This window comes from Bacillus sp. JNUCC-21, from assembly GCF_041222765.1.
GTDB classification, from domain to species: Bacteria; Bacillota; Bacilli; order Bacillales; family Bacillaceae; genus Bacillus; species Bacillus velezensis.
Map to the genome: position 1 here is coordinate 706914 of NZ_CP166019.1, position 23693 is coordinate 730606.

The 23693-nt window shown below is 49.0% G+C and carries 17 protein-coding genes; 13 read left to right on the top strand and 4 right to left on the bottom strand.

Annotated features, from left to right (window positions below; all coding sequences use genetic code 11):
* The first annotated feature begins 1 nt into the window (after position 1).
* From JNUCC21_RS03710 to JNUCC21_RS03740, 7 genes are all read left to right on the top strand, one after another.
* The gene (locus tag JNUCC21_RS03710) at positions 2–3184 is read left to right on the top strand and encodes a bifunctional cytochrome P450/NADPH--P450 reductase (RefSeq protein ID WP_369878572.1); all 3183 of its coding nucleotides are present in this window, start codon (positions 2–4) and stop codon (positions 3182–3184) included.
* A 430-nt stretch (positions 3185–3614) separates the two neighbouring features.
* On the top strand, positions 3615–5543 hold the full coding sequence (locus JNUCC21_RS03715; RefSeq protein ID WP_003155677.1) for an LTA synthase family protein: 1929 nt from the start codon (positions 3615–3617) through the stop codon (positions 5541–5543).
* 215 nt (positions 5544–5758) lie between these two features.
* Positions 5759–6523: a glucose-1-phosphate cytidylyltransferase gene (locus JNUCC21_RS03720; protein ID WP_015239357.1), complete on the top strand. Its 765-nt coding sequence runs from the start codon at positions 5759–5761 to the stop codon at positions 6521–6523.
* Between the two features lie 6 nt (positions 6524–6529).
* The gene (locus JNUCC21_RS03725) at positions 6530–7498 is read left to right on the top strand and encodes a GDP-mannose 4,6-dehydratase (protein ID WP_012117042.1); all 969 of its coding nucleotides are present in this window, start codon (positions 6530–6532) and stop codon (positions 7496–7498) included.
* Between the two features lie 24 nt (positions 7499–7522).
* Entirely contained in the window at positions 7523–8434 is a 912-nt protein-coding gene (locus JNUCC21_RS03730; RefSeq protein WP_015239358.1) for a putative nucleotide-diphospho-sugar transferase, read from the top strand.
* A gap of 28 nt (positions 8435–8462) precedes the next feature.
* Entirely contained in the window at positions 8463–9623 is a 1161-nt protein-coding gene (locus tag JNUCC21_RS03735; RefSeq protein WP_108654897.1) for a glycosyltransferase family 2 protein, read from the top strand.
* A 15-nt stretch (positions 9624–9638) separates the two neighbouring features.
* The gene (locus JNUCC21_RS03740; RefSeq protein ID WP_007408951.1) at positions 9639–10577 is read left to right on the top strand and encodes a putative nucleotide-diphospho-sugar transferase; all 939 of its coding nucleotides are present in this window, start codon (positions 9639–9641) and stop codon (positions 10575–10577) included.
* 29 nt (positions 10578–10606) lie between these two features.
* Here JNUCC21_RS03740 and JNUCC21_RS03745 read toward each other — a convergent pair whose 3' ends face one another.
* On the bottom strand, positions 10607–11836 hold the full coding sequence (locus JNUCC21_RS03745) for an MFS transporter (RefSeq protein WP_007408952.1): 1230 nt from the start codon (positions 11834–11836) through the stop codon (positions 10607–10609).
* A 117-nt stretch (positions 11837–11953) separates the two neighbouring features.
* Positions 11954–13339: an amino acid permease gene (locus JNUCC21_RS03750; protein ID WP_007408953.1), complete on the bottom strand. Its 1386-nt coding sequence runs from the start codon at positions 13337–13339 to the stop codon at positions 11954–11956.
* A gap of 245 nt (positions 13340–13584) precedes the next feature.
* On the opposite strand from JNUCC21_RS03750, the gene JNUCC21_RS03755 reads away from it, so the two are divergent.
* The 3 genes from JNUCC21_RS03755 to JNUCC21_RS03765 all read left to right on the top strand — a co-directional run bounded on the left by JNUCC21_RS03755 (position 13585) and on the right by JNUCC21_RS03765 (position 16941).
* Positions 13585–15042 (top strand): aldehyde dehydrogenase family protein, encoded by a 1458-nt coding sequence (locus JNUCC21_RS03755; protein ID WP_025284398.1) that lies wholly within the window; start codon positions 13585–13587, stop codon positions 15040–15042.
* A gap of 465 nt (positions 15043–15507) precedes the next feature.
* A complete protein-coding gene (locus tag JNUCC21_RS03760) occupies positions 15508–15912 on the top strand; it encodes a methyl-accepting chemotaxis protein (protein ID WP_369878808.1) in 405 nt (134 codons plus the stop codon).
* A 129-nt stretch (positions 15913–16041) separates the two neighbouring features.
* Positions 16042–16941 (top strand): SDR family oxidoreductase, encoded by a 900-nt coding sequence (locus JNUCC21_RS03765; protein ID WP_007408956.1) that lies wholly within the window; start codon positions 16042–16044, stop codon positions 16939–16941.
* A 45-nt stretch (positions 16942–16986) separates the two neighbouring features.
* On the opposite strand, the gene JNUCC21_RS03770 is transcribed toward JNUCC21_RS03765, so the two are convergent.
* Complete coding sequence (locus JNUCC21_RS03770) at positions 16987–18054, bottom strand: glycosyltransferase (RefSeq protein ID WP_020953937.1); 1068 nt, start codon at positions 18052–18054, stop codon at positions 16987–16989.
* Positions 18055–18212: 158 nt separating this feature from the next.
* On the opposite strand from JNUCC21_RS03770, the gene JNUCC21_RS03775 reads away from it, so the two are divergent.
* From JNUCC21_RS03775 to JNUCC21_RS03785, 3 genes are all read left to right on the top strand, one after another.
* Complete coding sequence (locus JNUCC21_RS03775) at positions 18213–20102, top strand: ABC-F family ATP-binding cassette domain-containing protein (protein WP_072588883.1); 1890 nt, start codon at positions 18213–18215, stop codon at positions 20100–20102.
* Positions 20103–20293: 191 nt separating this feature from the next.
* Positions 20294–20716: a MerR family transcriptional regulator gene (locus tag JNUCC21_RS03780; RefSeq protein ID WP_012117050.1), complete on the top strand. Its 423-nt coding sequence runs from the start codon at positions 20294–20296 to the stop codon at positions 20714–20716.
* 63 nt (positions 20717–20779) lie between these two features.
* Positions 20780–21964: an MFS transporter gene (locus JNUCC21_RS03785; RefSeq protein ID WP_007408959.1), complete on the top strand. Its 1185-nt coding sequence runs from the start codon at positions 20780–20782 to the stop codon at positions 21962–21964.
* Between the two features lie 43 nt (positions 21965–22007).
* Here JNUCC21_RS03785 and JNUCC21_RS03790 read toward each other — a convergent pair whose 3' ends face one another.
* A complete protein-coding gene (locus JNUCC21_RS03790; RefSeq protein WP_012117051.1) occupies positions 22008–23564 on the bottom strand; it encodes an ABC-F family ATP-binding cassette domain-containing protein in 1557 nt (518 codons plus the stop codon).
* Positions 23565–23693: the final 129 nt, after the last annotated feature.

Sequence of the window (23693 nt, forward strand, 5' to 3'; positions counted from 1 at the left end):
TATGAAGGAAACAGGTCCGATTCCGCAGCCGAAGACATTCGGCCCGCTCGGCAATCTTCCTTTGCTTGATAAAGACAAGCCTACAATGTCGCTGATCAAACTGGCAAACGAGCAGGGGCCTATTTTTCAGCTGCATACGCCGGCGGGCGCCATTATCGTCGTGTCCGGCCATGAACTGGTGAAAGAGGTTTGTGATGAAGAACGGTTCGATAAAAGCATTGAAGGGGCTTTAGAGAAAGTCCGGGCGTTTTCCGGTGACGGGCTGTTTACAAGCTGGACGCATGAGCCTAACTGGCGAAAGGCGCATCATATTCTGATGCCGACCTTCAGCCAGCGCGCGATGAAAGATTATCATTCGATGATGACTGATATCGCGGTGCAGCTGATTCAAAAATGGGCTAGGCTCAACCCGGATGAGGCCGTTGATGTGCCTGCTGATATGACCCGCCTGACGCTCGATACGATCGGGCTTTGCGGCTTTAACTATCGGTTTAACAGCTATTACAGGGAAACGCCTCATCCGTTTATCAACAGCATGGTGCGCGCCCTTGATGAAGCGATGCACCAAATGCAGCGCCTTGATGTTCAGGATAAGCTTATGATCAGGACGAAGCGCCAATTTCATCATGACATTCAGGCGATGTTTTCGTTAGTAGACAGTATTATCGCAGAGCGCCGGTCAGGCGGCCGGGATGAAAAGGATCTGCTGGCCAGAATGCTGAATGCGGAAGACCCGGAAACGGGCGAAAAGCTTGATGATGAAAATATCCGGTTTCAAATCATCACGTTTTTAATTGCCGGCCATGAAACGACAAGCGGCCTGCTTTCCTTTGCCATCTATTTTCTGCTGAAACATCCCCGTGTTTTGGAAAAAGCCTATGAAGAAGCCGATCGGGTTTTGACCGATCCCGTTCCTTCATATAAACAAGTGCTGGATCTTACTTATATCCGAATGATTTTGCAGGAGTCATTGCGTTTATGGCCGACCGCTCCTGCGTTCAGCCTTTATGCGAAAGAGGATACGGTGATCGGCGGGAAATATCCGATCACGCCGAAAGACAGAATTTCCGTCTTAATTCCCCAGCTTCACCGTGATAAAGACGCGTGGGGAGACAATGCGGAGGAATTTTATCCGGAGCGGTTTGAACATCCTGATCAAGTGCCTCACCATGCGTATAAGCCGTTCGGAAACGGTCAGAGGGCGTGTATCGGTATGCAGTTCGCCCTGCATGAAGCAACTCTTGTTCTGGGGATGATTCTTCAGCATTTTACCTTTATCGATCACACCGATTATGAGCTCGATATTAAACAGACACTGACGATCAAGCCCGGCGACTTTCATATCCGGGTGCGGCCGCGAAACAAAGAAGACGTTGCGGCTGCTCTCCCGGCGGCTGAAAAAGCGGCGGAAGACGTCGAAAAAGAAAAACGGGAAACAAAAGGAGCATCCATTATCGGGCTTGATAACCGACCGCTTCTGATTCTGTACGGCTCAGATACGGGAACCGCAGAAGGCGTGGCGCGGGAGCTTGCCGATACTGCCGGGATGCACGGCGTCCGGACTGAAACGGCGCCTTTAAATGACCGGATCGGAAAACTGCCGAAAGAAGGAGCTCTCTTGATCATTACGTCCTCTTATAACGGAAAGCCTCCGAGCAACGCGGGACAATTCGTTCAATGGCTTGAAGAAGTCAAACCCGGGGAGCTGGAAGGCGTCCGATATGCCGTCTTCGGCTGCGGTGATCATAACTGGGCGGCGACATATCAGGCTGTACCGAGGCTTATTGATGAGAAGCTTGCCGAAAAAGGGGCGGAACGCTTTTCCTCCCGAGGCGAGGGGGACGTCAGCGGCGATTTTGAAGGAAAGCTTGATGGATGGAAAAAAAGCATGTGGACGGACGCCATGAAGGCATTCGGTCTCAAGCTGAATGAAAATGCAGAAAAAGAGAGAAGTGCGCTGGGCCTTCAATTTGTCAGCGGGCTTGGCGGGTCTCCTTTGGCACAGACGTATGAAGCGGTTTACGCATCCGTTGCAGAAAACAGGGAACTTCAGGCGCCGGAAAGCGGCCGGAGCACAAGGCATATCGAAATCACTCTGCCGAAAGAGGCTGCCTATCATGAAGGGGATCATCTCGGCGTGCTGCCGGTAAACAGCAAAGAGCAGGTCAGCCGTGTTCTCCGCCGGTTCAATCTGAACGGGAATGATCAAGTGCTGCTGACGGCCAGCGGACAGAGCGCGGCTCATCTCCCGCTCGATCGGCCGGTCAGGCTGCATGATCTTCTGAGCAGCTGTGTCGAATTGCAGGAAGCGGCATCAAGGGCTCAAATCCGGGAAATGGCCGCTTATACGGTCTGCCCGCCGCACAAACGGGAATTGGAAGATTTTCTTGAGGAGGGCGTCTATCAGGAGCAAATCTTAACATCGCGCGTCTCGATGCTCGATCTCCTTGAAAAATATGAAGCGTGTGAACTTCCGTTTGAGCGATTTCTGGAGCTTTTGCGCCCGTTGAAGCCGCGGTATTATTCGATTTCAAGTTCGCCCCGGAAACATCCCGGGCAGGCTTCAATTACCGTCGGCGTCGTTCGCGGCCCCGCCCGGAGCGGTTTGGGTGAGTATCGCGGAGTCGCATCGAATTATTTAGCGGACCGCGGCCCTGAGGATAGTATCGTGATGTTTGTCCGCACTCCGGAAACACGATTCCGGCTGCCGGAAGATCCGGAAAAACCGATTATTATGGTCGGTCCCGGCACAGGAGTCGCCCCGTTCCGCGGATTTCTGCAGGCCCGGGCGGCGTTAAAAAAAGAAGGAAAAGAGCTGGGGGAGGCTCATCTGTATTTCGGATGCAGAAACGATCATGATTTTATTTACCGTGACGAGCTTGAAGCTTATGAAAAAGACGGAATCGTGACGCTTCATACGGCTTTCTCCCGCAAAGAAGGCGTACCGAAAACGTATGTGCAGCACTTAATGGCGAAAGACGCCGGCGCTTTAATTTCCATCCTCGGCCGGGGAGGGCACCTCTACGTATGCGGCGACGGCAGCAAAATGGCGCCCGATGTAGAGGCAACGCTGCAAAAAGCGTATCAGTCGGTCCGCGAAACAGACGAACGGCAAGCGCAAGAATGGCTTTTGGACCTCCAGACAAAAGGCATTTACGCAAAAGATGTTTGGGCGGGGATTTGACCGATTTGATGTAAAAAAAGGACTGGATGACTCCAGTCCTTTTTTTACATCAGCCAAAAAAACCTTCAAGTTTTTCAACCCCTTTGCATACAATAACTTCAGCCCGCCTGTTGGGCGGCTGCCTTTGATATTCATTTTTCGTTTTTAGAAGTTTGTGTTATTCTTATATTTGGTATCTCCTATTTTCAGACCCGGTCTGATACGGTACCTTTTAATGCCAGAAAAAAATGTGAAACGAAGAACGGATATCCTGCGTCTAATGGCTGGCGGGATAAGATGTTCAATGGGCATGACACGAATGATAAATATATCGTTTTTTTAAATGGTGTGTTTATGGGGCTGTGTGATGCTTTCGTTTTGCTCGGAAAGCAGGAATTGAAGCAAAAAGTAAGAATACAGATTTAAAGTGTTTAGGAAAGTAGAGGTTGCCATGAAGAAATTATTTTCTTACAGACTTAGTTTTTTTGTACTGGCTATTATTTTGTTTTGGGCCAAAACGTATTTAGCCTATCATGCTGAATTCAACCTTGGGGTGAAGGGTCCGACGCAGCAGTTTCTGCTTGTGATCAATCCGTTCTCAAGCGCCATTTTCTTTTTAGGACTGGCATTGTTTGCGAAAGGCCGCAAATCAGCGATTATCATGGTGATTATTGATTTCATCATGACGTTTATTTTGTATGCAAATATCCTATTCTATCGATTCTTCGATGATTTCTTGACATTCCCGAACTTAAAGCAATCCGGTAATGTGGGAAATATGGGAGACGGCATCTTCAGCATTATGTCCGGCCATGATATTTTATACTTTGTTGATATTATTATTTTAATCGCGCTTCTGGTGTGGAGACGTGAGCTGAAGGAATTCAAGCTGAAAAAACGGTATACGTCATTAATTATCGTGACGGGTATTGTTTTGTTCTTCGTGAACCTGGCGATTGCCGAAGAGGACCGCCCGGAGCTGCTGACAAGAACGTTTGACCGCAATTACATTGTAAAATACTTAGGCCTTTATAATTACACAATTTATGACGGCGTACAGACGGCGCAGACGGAATCACAGCGGGCATATGCCAGCAGCGATGACCTGACGAGCGTTGAAAACTACACATCGTCGCATTATGCGAAGCCGAACGCCGAGTATTTCGGCAAGGCCAAAGGCAAAAACATCATTAAGATTCACCTGGAGAGCTTCCAATCGTTTTTGATCAACTACAAACTTGACGGAAAAGAAGTCACGCCGTTCCTGAATAAACTCGCCCGCGGCGGAGAGGACATGACGTACTTTGATAACTTTTTCCACCAAACGGGCCAAGGTAAAACATCTGACGCCGAGCTGATGATGGATAACAGCCTGTTCGGACTGCCTGAAGGATCAGCCTTCGTGACAAAAGGGGAAAACACGTATCAATCGCTTCCTGCCATCCTTGACCAAAGTGAGGGCTATACAAGCGCCGTTTTACACGGTGACTACAAATCATTCTGGAACCGTGACCAGATTTACAAACATATCGGCTACGATAAATTCTTTGACGCCAGCACATACGATATGTCTGATGACAACCTTGTCAATATGGGACTGAAGGATAAACCATTCTTCAAAGAATCCATTCCGAAGCTTCAATCGCTGAAACAGCCGTTCTACGCGCATTTGCTCACGCTGACGAACCATTATCCGTTTACGCTTGATGAAAAAGACGCAACGATCGAAAAAGCGAAAACGGGCGACGCGACTGTGGATGACTATTTCCAGACGGCGCGTTATCTCGACGAGGCGCTTGAACAGTTCTTTAAAGACCTGAAGTCATCCGGTTTATATGACAACTCGGTGATTATGCTTTACGGAGACCATTACGGAATCTCTGAAAACCATAACCGCGCGATGAAAGAAATTCTCGGCAAAGAAATTACGCCTTATCAAAACGCGCAGAATCAGCGTGTGCCGCTTATGCTTCGCATCCCCGGCAAAAAAGGCGGGGTGAACCATACGTACGGCGGTGAAATGGACGTTGTGCCGACGATCCTTCACTTGGAAGGCATCGATTCTAAGAAATATATTAATTTCGGCACCGATCTCTTCTCGAAAGACCATGATGATACGGTGACGTTCCGTAACGGAGATTACGTCACGCCGAAATATACTTCCATCTCCAATGTCGTATACGATACGAAGACAGGAAAAGAACTGAAAGGCAATCAGGAAACGAAAAACCTGAAAGCCAGAGTCACAGAGCAGCTGAAGCTGTCTGACAGCGTGATGTACAAAGACTTGCTCAGATTCCACAAATTGAGCGACTTTACGCCGGTTGATCCGTCTAAATATCATTACGGCAAAGAAAAGCTGAATCAGGATAATAAATAATAGAAAGAGCCTTACGGAATTTCCGTGAGGCTCTTTTTTTGTGTGTATCTTCACCAATCTGAAAAAAGAGAGAGCTTTTGGTCACAAAGGGCGCCAATCTCTCATATCTTACAGTAGATTTTGAAACCGGTGGTAGAGAATCGGACAAATTATCGGGTTGGTTTCTCTTATACGGGCGGTTTCGAATCCAATATTCACAGAGAAGAGGGGTAGAGATGAAAGCAGTCATTCTCTGCGGCGGAAAAGGAACGAGAATGAGCGAAATCACCAATGAACGTCCCAAACCGCTCGCCATGATAGGCGGCAAACCGATTCTATGGCATATTATGAAACTCTATCAATACTATGGCGTGAACGAATTTATCCTGCTTCTTGGTTTCAAAGGAGAGATGATTAAGGAATATTTCTTAGATTATGACTGGAAGAATCACAGCATGACGCTGGACAGCTCTACCGGAGAAGTGCGGATATTGGGAAAATCCGAGCCGTGGAAAATCACTTTTTTAGACACGGGGGAACACACGCAGACAGCGGGGCGGCTTTTACAGGCGAAGGACATCATCGGTGATGAAACCTTTCTTATGACGTACGGGGACGGACTGGCCAACATCAACCTGTTTCATCTGATCAGCTATCATCAATCAAAAGGGGCTGCGGTGACCGTCACCGGTATAGAAAAGACCTCGCAATTCGGAACGCTGACGGTTGAAGACGGTATGGCGAAAAGCTTTTCTGAAAAAACCTCAAGTGACGGCATCATCAACGGCGGATTTTTCGTGCTCAGCCCGAAGGTATTTGATTATCTGCCGAAAGACAGGGATGTCATGTTTGAAGAAGAACCGCTGAAGGAGCTGGCGAAAGACGGCGAATTGGCGGTATACCGGCATTACGGTTTCTGGACGGCGATCGATACGTATAAAAACCTGCTGGAAATCAACAAGATGTGGGACCGGGGACAACATGTATGGAAGGTATGGTGATCAAGTTTGAGTTTCTGGAAAAATAAAAATGTGTTTGTGACGGGATGTACAGGTCTTTTAGGAAGCTGCTTGGTGAAGGAACTGATCGATCAGGGGGCCAATGTGACGGGACTTGTCCGTGACACTGTGCCCAAGTCGAACCTGTATCAGGGAGAACAAGTGAAGCAAATGAATATCGTGCAGGGTGCGCTTGAAGATCTGGATGTGATTGAGCGGGCGCTGGGCGAATATGAAATTGACACGGTCTTTCATTTAGCCGCTCAGGCGATCGTCGGCGTCGCAAACCGCAATCCGATTTCCACATTTGAAGCCAATATTCTCGGCACATGGAACATCCTTGAAGCGTGCCGCAGGCATCCGCTCATCAAGCGGGTGATCGTCGCGTCCAGTGATAAAGCGTACGGCGACCAGCCGACACTGCCGTACGATGAAAACATGCCTCTTCAGGGCAAACATCCGTATGACGTATCAAAAAGCTGTGCCGATTTGTTAAGCCACACATATTTTAATACGTACGGACTTCCGGTCTGTATTACGCGCTGCGGCAACTTGTACGGCGGCGGAGATTTGAACTTCAACCGGATTATTCCGCAGACGATTCAGCTCGTGCTGAACGGTGAAGCGCCGGAAATCCGCAGCGACGGCACATTTATCCGTGATTATTTTTACATCGAGGATGCGGTCGAGGCATACCTTTTGCTGGCGGAAAAGATGGAGGAGCTCAATCTTGCGGGAGAAGCGTTCAACTTCAGCAATGAGATTCAGCTGACGGTGCTGGAGCTTGTAGAAAAAATTCTTAAGGCCATGGACAGTGACCTCAAGCCGAAAGTGCTCAACCAGGGAAGCCATGAAATCAAGCACCAATATTTATCGGCGGAAAAGGCGAGGAAGCTTCTGAATTGGACGCCCGCACATACCATTGATGAAGGATTGGAAAAAACGATCGAATGGTATAAAGCCTTTTTTCAAAAGTAACAGAAACAGAGGTGAGAGAAAGACGTGACAAGCGCATATTGCACAGTTTTATCAAAAGGAAGGCTGTATCAGGCTATCGCTTTGTTCGGCTCATTGAAAGCGGTTCAGGCGGACGCCCCCATTTTTACTTTGTGTATGGATCAAGACACCTATGACGTGCTTCAGGCAATGCGGCAGGATAATGTCACCTTGATTCAGGTGTCCGCACTGGAAAATGAGGAGCTCCTTGAACTGAAGCGGACGAGGGATCAGAGCGAATACTGCTGGACGGTGAAGCCGGTATTTCTCGAATTCGTGCTGGACGGACATCCGGAATTAGAGCGTGTCACGTACATTGATGCCGATTTGTTTTTCTTCGCTGATCCGCGCGCGATTTTTGACAATCAGCCGGATTGTTCGGTGCTTCTGTCACGGGGCGATATCGTCATTCCCTCATTTGAAAAACAGGAAATCGACATGCTGCAGCGTCTTTTAGGCCGGTATAATTCCGGTTTTCTCAGCTTCAAAACCGACAGTGCCGGCACAGATTGTCTCAGATGGTGGAAAGAACGCTGCCTGGAAGAATGCAAAAATGCGCCGGGCGAAGGAAAATTCGGAGATCAAGGCTACTTGGATTACATGTCCGGCCTGTTCCCGAATGTGTGTGACATCACCACGCCCGGCGTGAATATCGGCCATTGGAATTACGGCCGCCACACGTTTTCATGGAAGGACGGGCGTCTTGTGCTCGAAGACGGAAGTCCGCTGATTTTCTATCATTTCAGCGGATACCGGATCGTTACAGCCGGCGACATTCGGCAGATTCATGAGACGGACCGGACCGACCTGCCGTTTGTCCATCAGCTTTATCAGGACATTCTGAAGCGGGTGATCGGGACGGTCAGCGCCGTCTGCCCGGAGTTCAGCGGCTTTGCATCTGAGGATGATAACAAATAAATGATCATATACAGGAAGTGAACGAAAAGTGAAGGCAAGCGTCATTGTTCCCGCATATAATTCCAAGGAGCGGCTTTATAACAGCCTGCTGTCCCTGAATGAACAGGAATGCACAGAGCCGTTCGAAGTGATTGTGGCTGACAACGGTTCGGAAGACGGAACCTTATCCATGCTTGAATCATTCAGCGCGAATTTTCCGCTGATTTTTGTGAGAATTAAAGAAAACAGAGGGATCGCTTACGGCCGGAATCAGGCGGTCCGCAATGCCAGAGGCAATATTTTGATCTTCCATGACAGCGATATGCTTGCCGAAAAGGATTTGGTGGCGAAGCATATCAAGGCTCATGAGAACCGGGACGATCTTGTCGTATGCGGTATGTTCTGGAAGCGGATTTACAGCTTTTATTATGACCGTTTTGAAAAAGAGCATAAGGAAAAACTCGCCGAACTGTATGAAGAGCTGCCGGGCGATAAAGAGCCGCTCCTTGATGAAAGTGATATCAGAGACGGAAGTTTTCTTGACCAATGTTTTGATTTAGATACCGACTTTATCCGGGTGCTGAAAAGCATTTTGGAAAAATACGGAGATGATTTGAACGGCTACCGTCTGCCGTGGCGTTTTTTCATTACGAACAATTCGTCAGTCAAGAGACAGCACGTGGCAGATCTCGGCCTGTTTGATGAAGGCATTGTCAGATACGGCTTTGAAGATTATGATCTCGGCATCAGGCTTCATCAGTCGGGAATGAGATTTCAGCTGCGGCGCGATATCATGAGCGTCCATCAGGAGCATCCGAGCAACTGCGCTTCCGTTGATGACATCAGGGCGAATATCGCGTACATGTGCGACAAGTATAATGACATTCATTCGCTTGACGTGCACCTCGCGTTTAACGGCCCGTTTGACGCGGAGTTAACCAACAGCATGATGGCAGACATCGAAGTGCTGCTTAATTATGAGAAATATGAAAGCCTGCTGCACATTTTTCTCGAGCTGCTGCACGCGGTTAAAGACCGCAACCTCGACCCGGACTGGAAGACGAAAAGCCCGCGGATCACGGCGAACAGCTTCAATCTGCCGGAGGTCGGAAAGCTTTTGGCAAAAGCAGAAAAAAAGCTGGGCGTCACGCACTTTGCAAGGGCGTTCAAAGCGCTGGCTGCTGATTTACTGCATGTGGATCTTAAATAAATTGGATGTGATATGGTGAGTAAATATCATTTTTCAACCATTGTTTCCAGAACGCATATCTTTAAACTGATGCCGATGATTCATTCTCTCCATGAGCATTGCCGGGATTTTCATCTGTATGTGCTGTGTGTCGATCAGAAAGCGTACGAACTGCTTCAGCAGGTGCCGTGGGAACATATCACGGCGGTTCAGCTCCATGAAATGGAGGACCCGGAGCTGCTTGAAGCAAAGGGCGGCCGGACGTTTCATGAATATTGCTGGACGCTGAAGCCGGCATTTCTGTTCCATGTGATGACGGAGTATGATGAAGCCGAATATTTTGCCCACTTGGACACCGATCTCTTTTTCTTCTCAGATGCGGGCGAGCTGTTTGCGGAAAAGCCGGATGCTTCCCTTTTTCTGACGGACCACCGCAATTCAGAACGGTTTGCGTCTTATTACAAGCTGACAGGGCAGTACAACACCGGGTTTGTCGGCGCGCGGAATACCGGGGAAGCGTATCGGGCGGTCTGGCAGTGGAGGCAGGATTGCATCTCTTATTGTACGGTGGAGATGAATGAAGAAAAAAAGACATACGGTGATCAAAGGTATGTTGAAAAGTGGCCCGCGCAGTTTGAAGACGTTCATGTCACGGAGTCGATCGGCGCGAATGCGGCGCTGTGGAATATTGAGCAATATGACGTCAGCCTGCGCGGCGGGGCTGTATATGTCAATGACACCCCGCTGATTTTTTATCATTTTTCAGGCTTTACGCTCGTCACGGAGAACGAATTCAATCTGTGCTGGTACTATCACATTGATGACGAGGCGACAGTCAATATGATTTACGTGCCGTACATCAAAAACGTAAAAAAATGGATTGATGAAATTCAAAAAGCGTTTCCTGATTTCAGAGACGGGTTTATTCCGAAATATGCGGTTCCTGATACTCATTTTTATACGGTTGAAACATAAAATCCCTGCCGAAAAGGCAGGGATTATTTTTATGAATGCCATTCTTTTAATGTTTTGTCGCTCGGCAGGACAAAGGCGAGCAGACCTAAAACGGGCAGAAAGGCGACGGCTGTCATGGTCGGCGTCAATCCCGCTGAATCAATAAGAGCTCCGAGCGCAACGGCTCCGATCGCGCCCATTCCGAAGGCGAGCCCGACTGTAAGCCCTGACATCGTTCCGATTTTGCCTGGAACAAGCTCCTGCGCGTAGACAACCGTCACGGAGAAGCTGGACATCAGAACAACGCCGATCAGCGCCAGTACGCCATAGGCGATGACAGGCCCCGCAAACGGAAGGAAAATCGTCAAGGGAGCCGATGCTATCATCGAAACAATGATGACGTTCCGCTTTCCGAAACGGTCTGCAAGCGGCCCGCCGAGAAACGTTCCGACAGCTCCGAAAAATAAAAAGACGAAGATGTAGCTCTGTGCCTGCTGAATGCTGACATGATAGGCATTCATCGCATAGAACGTATAAAAGTTGCCGATCGCGCTCACATACCAGGAGCGCGCGAAAATTAAGAAGATAATCATGATAAGGGCGAGAATAATCGGTTTTGTAATCACGGTCTGCACAGCGGAGGCCGGTGATTTTTTACTTACGGCGCGCAAATGAATAAGGCGGCCTTTATACCATTTGGCGATATAGATGAGAAACAGCACAGCGATTGCGGCGACTAGCGTAAACCAGACAGAGCCGAATTGACCAAGCGGAACGAGAATCAGCGCGGTAATCAAGGGCGCCATCGCCTGGCCGGTATTCCCTCCGACTTGGTAAATCGATTGCGCCAACCCGCGCTTTTCGCCGGCGGCCATGTAGGCGACACGCGATCCTTCAGGATGAAAGACGGCGGAGCCAAGGCCGATAAAAAAGACACAGCATAAAATCGTCAGAAAAGACGGGGCGAACGCGAGACCTAAAATGCCGAGCATGCTTGCGGTGAGTCCGAGCGGCAAAGCATACGGCATCGGGCGTTTATCCGTATACCAGCCGATGACGGGCTGCATCACGGAAGACACCATATTCAGCGTAAAGGCGATAATTCCGAGCTGCGTAAATGTAAGATTCATGGAACGTTCCAATATCGGAAACATCGCCGGAATCACCGCTTGCAGTGAATCGTTCAGCAAATGACAGATCCCGATAATGAACAAAATAGAATACATGGTTGTCTCGGGACGATGGACAGGTTTTTCTTTAAGCGGGGCGGCAATTGCCAAAGTGATTCTCCTCCTTTTTATGTAAACGAAGCATACACCATATTATTCATAAGGTGAATGAATTATCAAGTGCAAAAAAGGCTCTTCTTTCTCAAACAGAAAAAAGAGCCTCCCTTTTTATTTATTTAACAAACTGTGTTTTCTCGAATACATCATATAAACGACGATCCCGGCGGCGATCCAGATGACAAAGGCGAGCCATGTCACGCCCGGCAGGCTGCTTGCGAGATACAGGCATAAGCATGCGCTGATGATCGGCACAAAAGGCACGAAAGGAACACGGAAGGAAGATTTGATCTCCGGATGTTTCTTTCTTAAAACGATGACGGCGATCGCAATGACCGTAAAGGCCGCCAAGGTTCCCATGTTGACGAGATGCGCCAAGGTTCCCAGATCAATAAAACCCGCGATCCCGGCGGCAACGATCCCCGTCACCCATGTGTTTTGAAACGGTGTTTTAAAACGCGGGTGAACCTTGGAAAACATGCGGGGCAAAAGGCCGTCTCTGCTCATCGCAAATGTAAGGCGCACCTGAGCGTAAAGCAGAGCGAGCATGACCGTTGTAATCCCGATAATCGCGCCGACGGAAATAATGCCTGCTATCTTGTTCTGGCCGACAAATTGGAGCGCGAAAGATACCGGATCCCCGACATTCAGCTTAGTGTACGAAAGCATTCCCGTCAGGACGAGCGATACCGTAATGTAAAGGACGGTGCAGATGGCGAGCGCACCGATGATTCCGACCGGCATTGATTTCTGCGGGTTTTTCACTTCTTCCGACGCGTTTGACACGGCATCAAATCCGAGATACGCGAAGAAAACGGTCGCGGCGCTCGTGATGACGCCTTTCATTCCGAACGGCATAAACGGCGACCAGTTTTCCGGTTTCACGTAGCCGAAACCGACGATGATAAACAGCAGAATGATCGCAATTTTCATCAATACAATGACATTGTTAAAGCGGGTGCTTTCTTTCACGCCCCTTGAAACAATCGCGGTAATGACCAAAATAATGATAACGGCCGGCAGGTTGAACACGGCACCCGTTTTGCTGCCGGGTGCGGCGGTCAGCGCCTCCGGAAGATGCAGCCCGAAACCCGCAAGAAGCGACTGGAAATAGGATGACCAGCCGGTTGCGACGGCGGCGAGCGCGATGACATATTCAAGCATTAAGTCCCATCCGATTAAAAACGCGAGACACTCCCCGAGAGTGACATATGAATACGTATATACGCTGCCTGAAATCGGAATGGATGAAGAAAATTCCGCATAACAAAACGCGGCGAGCGCGCAGGCAAGGCCCGCGAGCACAAACGACAGAATCAAAGCCGGTCCTGCGCCTGTCGCGGCCACAGTCCCGGTAATCACAAAAATCCCCGTGCCGACAACACAGCCGATTCCGAGCAAAACCAAGTCAAAAGCGCTTAACGAGCGGGACAGGCTGGTCTGTTTGCTCTGGGCCTTTAAGTCGGCCAGCGGCTTTTTCCGAAATAGTAAAGACATATGGGTCCTCCTGAAAATTCATAATATTCTTATCATTATATACACTGACGTTTGTATTATATTGTCGAAATTTCTCGCAGTCAATTAAAGAATTTTCCACTTTAAAAGGACAAAGCTAAAAAGCGTCGATGCACGGAAGGAACGGGAATTTTATTGTGAAATAGTTCAATTTTCTCACCTTAAGACCGATACAAAAGATGACTCATCAACTAATTTCAAGTTTCGGTGAAAGGGAGATGTTTTACATGTTTCAATATGAAGAACTAAATAAGCAGTTTATCGGCGGCCGATGGAGGGATGGGAGCAGCCGGAACGTATTGGAAAACAGAAATCCTTATACTCAAAAAGTCATCACCTCATTCCAAAAAGCGACGTCTGATGACGTGGATGCGGCATATTGCGCCGCGGCTCTTGCGAAACAAGAATGGGACAAAGTAAACCCTTTTAAAAAGCGGGCCATTTTGGAAAAAGCCGTTTCTTTCATTGAAGAGCACGAAGAAGCGATTATTTACTTAATCATGGAGGAGCTTGGCGGAACACGGCTGAAGGCTGAGTTTGAAATCGGACTTGTCAAAAATATGATAAAAGAAGCCGCAACATTTCCGGTGCGGATGGAAGGGAAAATTCTTCCGTCCACGATTGACGGAAAAGAAAACAGGCTGTACAGAATACCCGCCGGAGTCGTGGGGGTGATCAGCCCGTTTAATTTCCCGTTTTTCCTTTCGATGAAATCTGTTGCGCCGGCACTCGGCGCGGGGAACGGCGTCGTGCTGAAGCCTCATGAAGAAACACCGATCTGCGGCGGAACGCTTATCGCGAAAATTTTTGAAGCGGCCGGCGTACCGGACGGGCTGCTGAATGTTATCGTGACGGATATCGGGGAGATCGGCGACAGCTTTGTTGAGCATCCCGTCCCGCGGATAATCTCATTTACAGGCTCAACCGGAGTGGGCAGCTATATCGGACAGCTTGCGGTCAAACACTTTAAAAAACCGCTGTTGGAGCTTGGCGGAAACAGCGCGCTGATCGTGCTTGAGGATGCTGATCTTGAATACGCCGTCAATGCGGCTGTATTCAGCCGGTTTACGCATCAAGGCCAGATCTGTATGTCGGCGAACCGCGTGCTCGTTCACACATCTGTATATGACAAATTTACAGAGCTTTACGAAGCGAAAGTGTCATCGCTGAAAGTCGGCGATCCGATGGACCCTGATACGGTTATCGGCCCTTTAATCAATGAGAGACAGGCGGAAGGTTTGAGACGGTCTGTCGAAAAAGCGATAGAAGAGGGAGCGGTTCCGGTGCTGTCCGGCCGATTCAGCGGAACGGTCGCTGAGCCCGTCATTTTAAAAGATGTGAAACCTGAGATGAGCATTGCGAAGGAGGAGCTGTTCGGACCGGCCGTCTGCATCATGCCGTTTGAAACGGAGGATGAAGCGGTAAGCATCGCAAACGCGACACCGTTCGGTTTAAGCGGAGCCGTGCATACGGCAAACGTTGAGCGCGGCGTTGAGTTTGCTAAGCGGATCGAAACCGGCATGATTCACGTCAACGATACGACCATTAATGATGAACCGAACGTCGCGTTCGGCGGCGAGAAGCAATCAGGTCTCGGCAGGCTGAACGGCGAATGGAGCCTTGAAGAATTCACCACGCTGAAATGGATTTCGGTTCAGCATGAAAAACGGCAATTCCCATATTAAGAAGGAGTGAAAGAAATGAGTATACAGACGGAGCAGCAAACGCACAGCCTGCTTGACGCATTTGTCAAAGTTGCGCCTTTTTTAAACAGCCTGATCCAAGATGACATCACCATCGGAATTTATGATACAGAAAAATTAATCGTGAATATTCCGGCTAAAACGTTTTCTCTTAACGTAAAGCCGGGAGACCCGCTGCAAAAAGGGGACATCATTACAGACGCGATCCGCATGAATCAGAAGAAGACAAGCATGGTGCCGAAAGAGCTGTTCGGATTTCCGCTGATCGCCAGAGCGATTCCGCTTCACGATGAAAACGGAAAAGTCATCGGCGGCGTCGGTCTCGGCACGAGCCTTGAAAAATCAGCCAAGCTTCATGATGTCGCTGAAAGCCTGTCCGCCGTCGTGGAACAGACCGCTTCGGCCATCGCGGATATCTCAGAATCCATCAGCGGTTTCTCAGCACAGATGACCGGAATTTCCGCTCAGGCGAAACAAGTCAGTGAAAGCGCGGGAGAAATCGCCGACATTTCCGTCACTGTCAAGGGCATCTCGGATCAAAGCAATCTGCTCGGTTTGAATGCGGCCATTGAAGCCGCGAGAGCAGGAGAATCCGGCAAGGGCTTTTCCGTGGTGGCGGATGAGATCCGCAAGCTTGCCACTCATTCAAAAGACAACGTCGGCCAAATTGACCAGATTACGAAAAAAATCCACAGCCTGCTGAAAGGGCTGGAGGACTCTATTGAATCCATCAACCAGAACACAAACGGCCAAGCGGCGGCGGTTGAACAAATTTCTGCCACGATGCAGGAAATTTCGGGAAGCGCCCAGCATTTAGCGAAAATGGCTGAAAACGTACTCGGAGAGTCATAAAAAAAGGGAGCTTACGGGCTCCTTTTTTGTTTTTCCTTTATCAATCGGAAACTGCACTTACACGTTTGATCCGTCATGCTAAAGGGGTACACATACGAATACATCACCAATGATAAAGGAGAGTCTTGTATGTCTGATGCAAATCTGCACAACCCGCTGACGAAATATGATCATGATGAATTTCCAAAACAATATCAAGAACCGCCCGGTTTGCAGAAAGAGATGAAGCCTGTGCCGGACTGCGGTGAAACAAGCTATAAAGGAGCCGGAAAGCTGAAGGGAAGAAAAGCCCTCGTCACCGGCGGCGATTCAGGTATCGGCCGGGCCGCCGCGATTGCTTATGCCCGGGAAGGGGCGGATGTGGCGATTAACTATCTGCCTGAGGAACAGCCGGATGCCGAAGAAGTGAAAGCGTTAATTGAAAAAGAGGGAAGAAAAGCCGTTCTGCTGCCGGGAGATTTAAGCGATGAAGCGTTTTGCGGAGAATTGGCGGAAAAAGCGTATCAAGAGCTTGGCGGTCTTGACACGCTCGCTCTTGTCGCCGGCAAACAGCAGGCAGTGGATGATATCAGCGATCTTGCCACAGAACAAATCTATCAAACATTTGAAGTCAACGTATTCTCGCTGTATTGGCTCGTCAAAGCCGCGCTTCCGTATCTGCCGGAAGGCGCGTCTATTATCACGACAACGTCCGTAGAAGGGTATAATCCAAGCCCGATGCTGTTGGATTATGCCGCGACGAAACATGCCATTATCGGTTTTACCGTCGGCTTAGGAAAACAGCTGGCGAATAAAGGAATCAGAGTCAACTCGGTAGCGCCGGGGCCGATCTGGACGCCGCTGCAGATTTCGGGAGGGCAGCCCGGTGAAAACATTCCGAAATTCGGCAAGGAAACACCGGCCGTTCCATTAAAGCGCGCCGGACAGCCGGCGGAGCTAGCAGGGATTTATGTCTTTTTGGCCTCAGAAGAATCGAGCTATGTGACATCCCAAATTTACAGTGTAAGCGGAGGAATTCCGACAGCGTAATCAATAAGGAGCTGCCCTTCATACGGGGCAGCTCTTTTTTTGATGTTATGTGCCGAGCACGTTTTGATTATACAGGACACTCGGATGTGATGGATGATAGGAGGCGGCTTTGTCGTTATGAATCTTCGCTTTTTCTCTGTCGCCGAGCTGCCAGTGGCAGACGCAGAGCTGAAGATGGGGATACCAGGTGGAATATTCGAGCTGGGTAAAGCCTGCATCACTGCTTTTGGCGGATAGGGCGAGCTCATACCAAAACACGCCCTGCCGGTATTGCCGTTTCTCCGCAAAATAGTCGCCGAGCCTGCAGCAGAACTCCGGTCGCGGACAATCGATCAGAAATGATTTTAAGAGAGACGTCATGGCGGCCTCTTCATGGCCGACCGCCCTGTAGCAATCGGATAGATATTGGCATGTTCTGATCTCGTCTTCGATCCAGCACTGTTTTGTGGAAAGAAAATGGTGATAATACGTGATGGCGCGCTGATACTGGCCGTGATCCTTTAATTCATTCGCGAAGTAAAACAAATCGCGCGGTGTCATCGTTTCACTGTTTTCCGCCATTTTCTCATAAATCTTCAAGTTGCGGTCTGAGGGAGGCGAGTGCTTTTTCGCGGATTTCCGGTGTGTGACGGCAATATCGGTTTCTATGATGTTTCCGTATACTTCAAGATACTCATGCACGGCTCCGATCCAGCGGAATCCTTTTTCACGCTTAACGAGACGGTTGCGGCGGTATCTGAAGCTGACCTCTCCCCGAGCATCAAAGCCGACGTGATAATACATGGATACCGCGTCCACCTCTTTTGAAAGCGACGCCTTCAGTTCAATCAGCTTTTCACGGTCCTTTTCCGTCAATATATCGTCGGCGTCCAGCCACAGAATATAATCCATTTCCGCTTTCGAAAACACAAAGTTACGAGCGGCCGCAAAGTGATCGATCCATTCAAAATCATAAATCTTATCCGTATAACGGGCCGCGATTTCTTTCGTCCGGTCGGTCGAGCCCGTATCAGCAATCACAATTTCATCCGCAATGTCTTTGACGGAATCAAGACAGCCCGCAAGCACTTCCTCTTCATTTTTCACGATAACGCACAAACTGACGCTGATCATGTCATCACCTCTTCACCTCCAGTGTATAAAAGGAGAGGCGGAAACATTCTTCGGACAAAATGATCTCTTCCAAGAAATTTGTCTGTCCTTTTACTAGTTTTATTCCAGCGCCTGATTTAAAATGAACACATGAACTTACGTGAGGATTGATAGGGACCATGAGCATCATAAAAGCGGAAAACCTTTATAAAACATACGGAGATAAGACATTATTCGACCATATCTCCTTTCATATTGAAGAGAATGAAAGAATCGGTTTAATCGGCCCGAACGGAACGGGGAAGTCTACGCTTCTGAAAACCATTGCCGGCCTTGAATCAACGGAGGAAGGCGAGATTACGGCTTCAGGAAACGTGCATATTGAGTTTTTGCATCAGGACCCTGATCTTCCGGCCGGACAAACCGTACTTGAGCATATTTATTCCGGCGGATCAGCCGTCATGAGAACGATGAGAGAATACGAAAAAGCGCTTCAGGCGCTGAATGAAGAACCGGAAAATGACCAGCGCCAGAAACAGCTGCTTGATGCGCAGGCCCGAATGGACGCGAATGATGCGTGGGAGGCGAATACGTTAGCCAAAACGGTTTTAACCAAACTTGGCGTCACCGATCTGATGAAGGATGTCAGTGAGCTGTCCGGCGGCCAGAGAAAGCGCGTCGCGATTGCGAAAAACGTCATCCAGCCGGCTGACCTGCTCATTTTGGATGAACCGACAAACCACTTGGACAATGAAACGATTGAATGGCTGGAAGGCTACTTATCGCAATATCCGGGCGCCGTTATGCTTGTCACGCACGACAGATATTTTCTGAACAGGGTGACGAACAGAATTTACGAGCTTGAGAGAGGAAGCCTTTATACGTATAAAGGAAACTATGAAGTATTCCTGGAAAAACGGGCCGAACGGGAAGCGCTGGCGGAGCAGAAAGAAACAAAACGTCAAAACCTCCTGCGCCGCGAATTGGCGTGGCTCAGAAGAGGGGCGAAAGCGCGCTCGACGAAACAAAAAGCGAGAGTGGACAGAGCGGAGGCGCTCAAAGAGCAAAAAGGGCCGGCAGTCTCCGGATCACTCGATTTCGCGATCGGCTCCCACCGTCTCGGAAAACAGGTGATCGAAGCCGATAACGTCACCATTACCTATAACGGCCAAGCGCTGATCAGCCGGTTTAATGAGCTTGTCATCCCGGGGGAACGAATCGGCATCATCGGGCCGAACGGAATCGGGAAAACGACACTTTTAAACAGCCTCGCCGGCAGAATTCAGCCTGACAGCGGCAATATCATCATCGGGCAGACGGTCCGGATCGGCTACTACACCCAGGACCACAGCGAAATGAACGGTGATATGAAAGTCATTGAATATATAAAAGAGACGGCTGAAATCGTCAAAACGGCGGAAGGCGATGTCATCACCGCGGAACAAATGCTTGAGCGTTTTCTGTTCCCGCGTCCGATGCAGCAGACATATATCAGAAAGCTGTCGGGCGGGGAAAAGCGCCGTCTGTACTTGCTGAATGTACTGATGCAGGAACCGAATGTGCTGTTTTTAGATGAGCCGACCAATGATCTGGACACGGAAACATTAAGCGTGCTCGAAGATTATATCGAACAGTTCCCAGGCGTCGTCATCACCGTATCCCATGACCGCTATTTCCTTGACCGCGTCATTGACCGCCTGATCGTATTTGAAGGAAACGGTGTCATTTCCCGTTTCCAAGGTTCGTACAGTGAATACATGGAACACGCAAAAGCGAAGAAGACGGCGGTAAAACAGCCGGCCGAAGAGAAAAAGACGGAGGAAGAGCCGAAGAAAAAGCGCAAAAAGCTTTCATATAAGGATCAGATCGAATGGGACGGCATCGAAGACAAAATCGCCGGCCTTGAAGAAAAGCATCAGCGTCTGGAAGCGGAAATCGCTGAAGCGGGAAGTGATTTCGGAAAGATTCAAGAACTGATGGCCGAACAGGCAAAAACGGCTGAAGAGCTTGAAGCGGCGATGGAGCGCTGGACCGAATTGTCACTGATAATTGAAGAACTTGAGAATTAAGAAAAGCCGGTACGGCCCCCGAGAAAGATGGCGGGTCATACCGGCTTTTTTTATCTTACACAGATGTCTCCCGGCGCTTTAAAGACAAACGTTTTGTCCAAGCAAAGTTTATCAGTCATAAAAAGTTAACGTTTACGTTAAGGTTCAAATGGTGTATAATAGAAACAGATACGACAAGAGGGGGATTCACCTTGGAATGGATGAAGATTGATCAAGTTGCCAAGCGAAGCGGATTGACAAAACGAACCATTCGTTTTTACGAGGAGATTGGTTTGATTCCTGCTCCTAAACGGACAGAAGGCGGCGTCCGGCTATACTCTGAAGATGATATGGAGGAGCTCGAAAAAGTAACCAGCACAAAAGAAGTGCTCGGTTTTTCCCTTCAGGAGCTTCAGCAGTTTATGGAGATGAGCCGTCAGCTGGAATTAAACAAAGAGGGGTACTTGTTGTCACTGGATCCGAAGGAACGGAAAGAAAAGCTGGAAGAGATTCAGCAGGCTTTGAACCACCAGCTTGAGATGATTGATGAGAAGATCAGCACATTTCAGCATTTTAAAACGCGCCTTAACGGAATGAAAGAAAAAGCTGACCGCGCCATTCAATCAATCGAATGATTTTGCTGTAAACGCTATGGATATAGCGTTTCTTTTAATGGATGAAACAGGAGGTCTGGTCAAATGGATACATCATCACAACAGAAAACAGGCTTATTCAGCCAGCCGAAAGCCGTTTGGGCGGTTGCGTTTGCCTGTGTTATTTCCTTTATGGGAATCGGTCTTGTCGATCCGATTCTTCCGGCGATCGCCGCACAATTACATGCTTCACCTAGTGAAGTATCTCTGTTATTTACAAGTTATTTGCTCGTTACCGGTTTTATGATGTTTTTCTCCGGCGCGATTTCAAGCCGGATCGGCGCAAAATGGACGCTGCTTCTCGGACTTATTTTTATCATCGTGTTTGCCGCCCTCGGCGGAAGCTCAAGTTCAATCGCTCAGCTTGTCGGCTATCGCGGCGGCTGGGGGCTTGGGAATGCTCTCTTTATTTCAACCGCGCTTGCCGTCATTGTCGGGGTATCCGTCGGCGGCAGCGCCAAAGCCATTATTCTGTATGAGGCTGCACTCGGCTTGGGGATTTCCGTCGGGCCGCTTGCAGGCGGAGAGCTTGGCAGCATCTCATGGCGCGCTCCGTTCTTCGGAGTGTCTGTCCTCATGTTCATAGCGCTTTGCGCGATTTCACTCATGCTGCCGAAGCTGCCGAAACCGGCGAAACGCGTCGGTGTGTTTGATGCGATGAAGGCGCTCAAATATAAAGGCCTTTTGACAATGGCAGTATCTGCATTCTTATACAACTTTGGATTTTTTATTTTGCTTGCTTATTCTCCGTTCGTGCTGGATTTAGATGAACACGGCCTTGGATACGTCTTCTTCGGCTGGGGGTTATTGCTGGCAATTACGTCAGTCTTTACGGCGCCGCTCGTGCACAAAGCGCTGGGAACAGTGGGTTCGCTCGTCGTTCTCTTTATCGCCTTTGCGGTCATTCTCATCGTCATGGGGATCTGGACTGACCATCAGACGTTGATCATTACGTGTATCGTTGTCGCCGGTGCTGTTCTCGGTATGGTGAATACGATCATGACAACCGCTGTGATGGGTTCTGCGCCGGTTGAACGTTCAATCGCGTCTTCAGCCTACAGCTCAGTCCGTTTTATCGGCGGTGCGCTCGCTCCGTGGATTGCGGGGATGCTGTCAGAACACTTCACCGCAAGCACTCCATATACAGTAGGCGGGATCGTCGTTTTTGTCGGCATGCTTGTCCTTCTCATGGGACGCAAACATCTCGCCGGAATAAAAGCCGGACATTAAGAAAAAAAGGAACTTCCGCACAGGCGGGAGTTCCTTTTTGTGTTTACAGCACTTTCGTCGTCCAAGATTCACAATTCCATGTTTCCGTCGCGATATCCATGTAGAACTCGGGTTCGTGGGAAATCAGCAGAATAGAGCCTTTGTATTCTTTCAGCGCACGTTTCAGCTCTTCTTTCGCATCGACATCCAGGTGGTTTGTCGGTTCGTCAAGCACGAGCAGGTTTGTTTCTGAATTGATCAGCTTGCACAGTCTGACCTTCGCTTTTTCTCCTCCGCTGAGAACGGAGACGCGGCTTTCAATGTGTTTGGTCGTCAGGCCGCATTTGGCGAGGGCGGCGCGGATTTCGTACTGGGTAAAGGAAGGAAATTCGCTCCACACTTCTTCGATGCACGTATTGTTATTGGTTTCTTTCACTTCCTGCTCGAAATAGCCCGTGTATTGATGCTCGCCCCGTTCCACCGTGCCTTCCAGCGGCTGGATTTCACCGAGCAGGCTTTTTAACAGCGTCGTCTTCCCGATGCCGTTTGCGCCGTACAGGGCGACTTTCTGTCCGCGCTCCATTCTGAGATTGAGCGGGCGTGACAGCGGAGTATCGTAGCCGATGACTAAGTCCTTCGTTTCAAAAATGAGCTTGCCTGACGTTCTCGCAGGCTTGAAATGGAATTCCGGTTTCGGTTTTTCGGCCGCCAGTTCGATCATATCCATCTTATCAAGCTTTTTCTGGCGGGACATCGCCATATTTCTCGTGCTGACGCGCGCTTTGTTGCGGGCGACGAAATCTTTCAGCTCAGCCACTTCCTGCTGCTGTTTTTTATAGGCGGCTTCGAGCTGCTGTTTTTTCACTTCGTAGACTTCCATAAACTGATGGTAGTCGCCGACATAACGAGTCAGCTCCTGATTTTCCACATGATAAATCAAATTGATCACGCTGTTTAAAAACGGAATGTCGTGAGAAATTAAGATGAACGCATTTTCATATTCCTGCAAATAGCGTTTCAGCCATTCAATATGCTGCTCATCAAGGTAGTTGGTCGGTTCGTCCAACAGAAGGATTTCCGGTTTTTCCAAAAGCAGTTTGGCGAGCAGCACTTTCGTCCGCTGTCCGCCGCTTAAATCTGTGACGTCGCGGTCAAGTCCGACATCCTGCAGGCCGAGGCCGCGGGCGATTTCTTCAACTTTGCTGTCAATCACGTAGAAATCATTGTTTGTCAGGGCGTCTTGAATGACACCGACATCTTCAAGCAGCTGCTCAAGCTCATCAGGGTCCGCTTCGCCCATTTTGTTGTAAATCTCATTCATTTCCTCTTCCATCGCAAATAAGTAATGGAACGCATCTTTCAGCACGTCGCGGATCGTTTTTCCTTTTTCAAGCACGGTATGCTGATCGAGGTAGCCGACGCGCACGTTTTTCGCCCATTCAACTTTACCCTCATCAGGCTCAAGCTTTCCGGTAATAATATTCATAAACGTTGATTTACCTTCGCCGTTTGCTCCGATTAAGCCGACGTGCTCCCCTTTTAAAAGACGGAACGATACATTGTTAAAAAGCGCACGGTCACCAAAGCCGTGGCTTAAATCTTTTACGGATAAAATACTCATCATTACACCTCTATCGTTATCAGACACGCTTTTTTTATCATGTGTCTTTCTCATTTATGATTATAAAGGAGGAGACCGTTTGTTAAAAGGCTTGGAAGGAAAAAGAAAATTGCGTTTGGCGCGTGCATT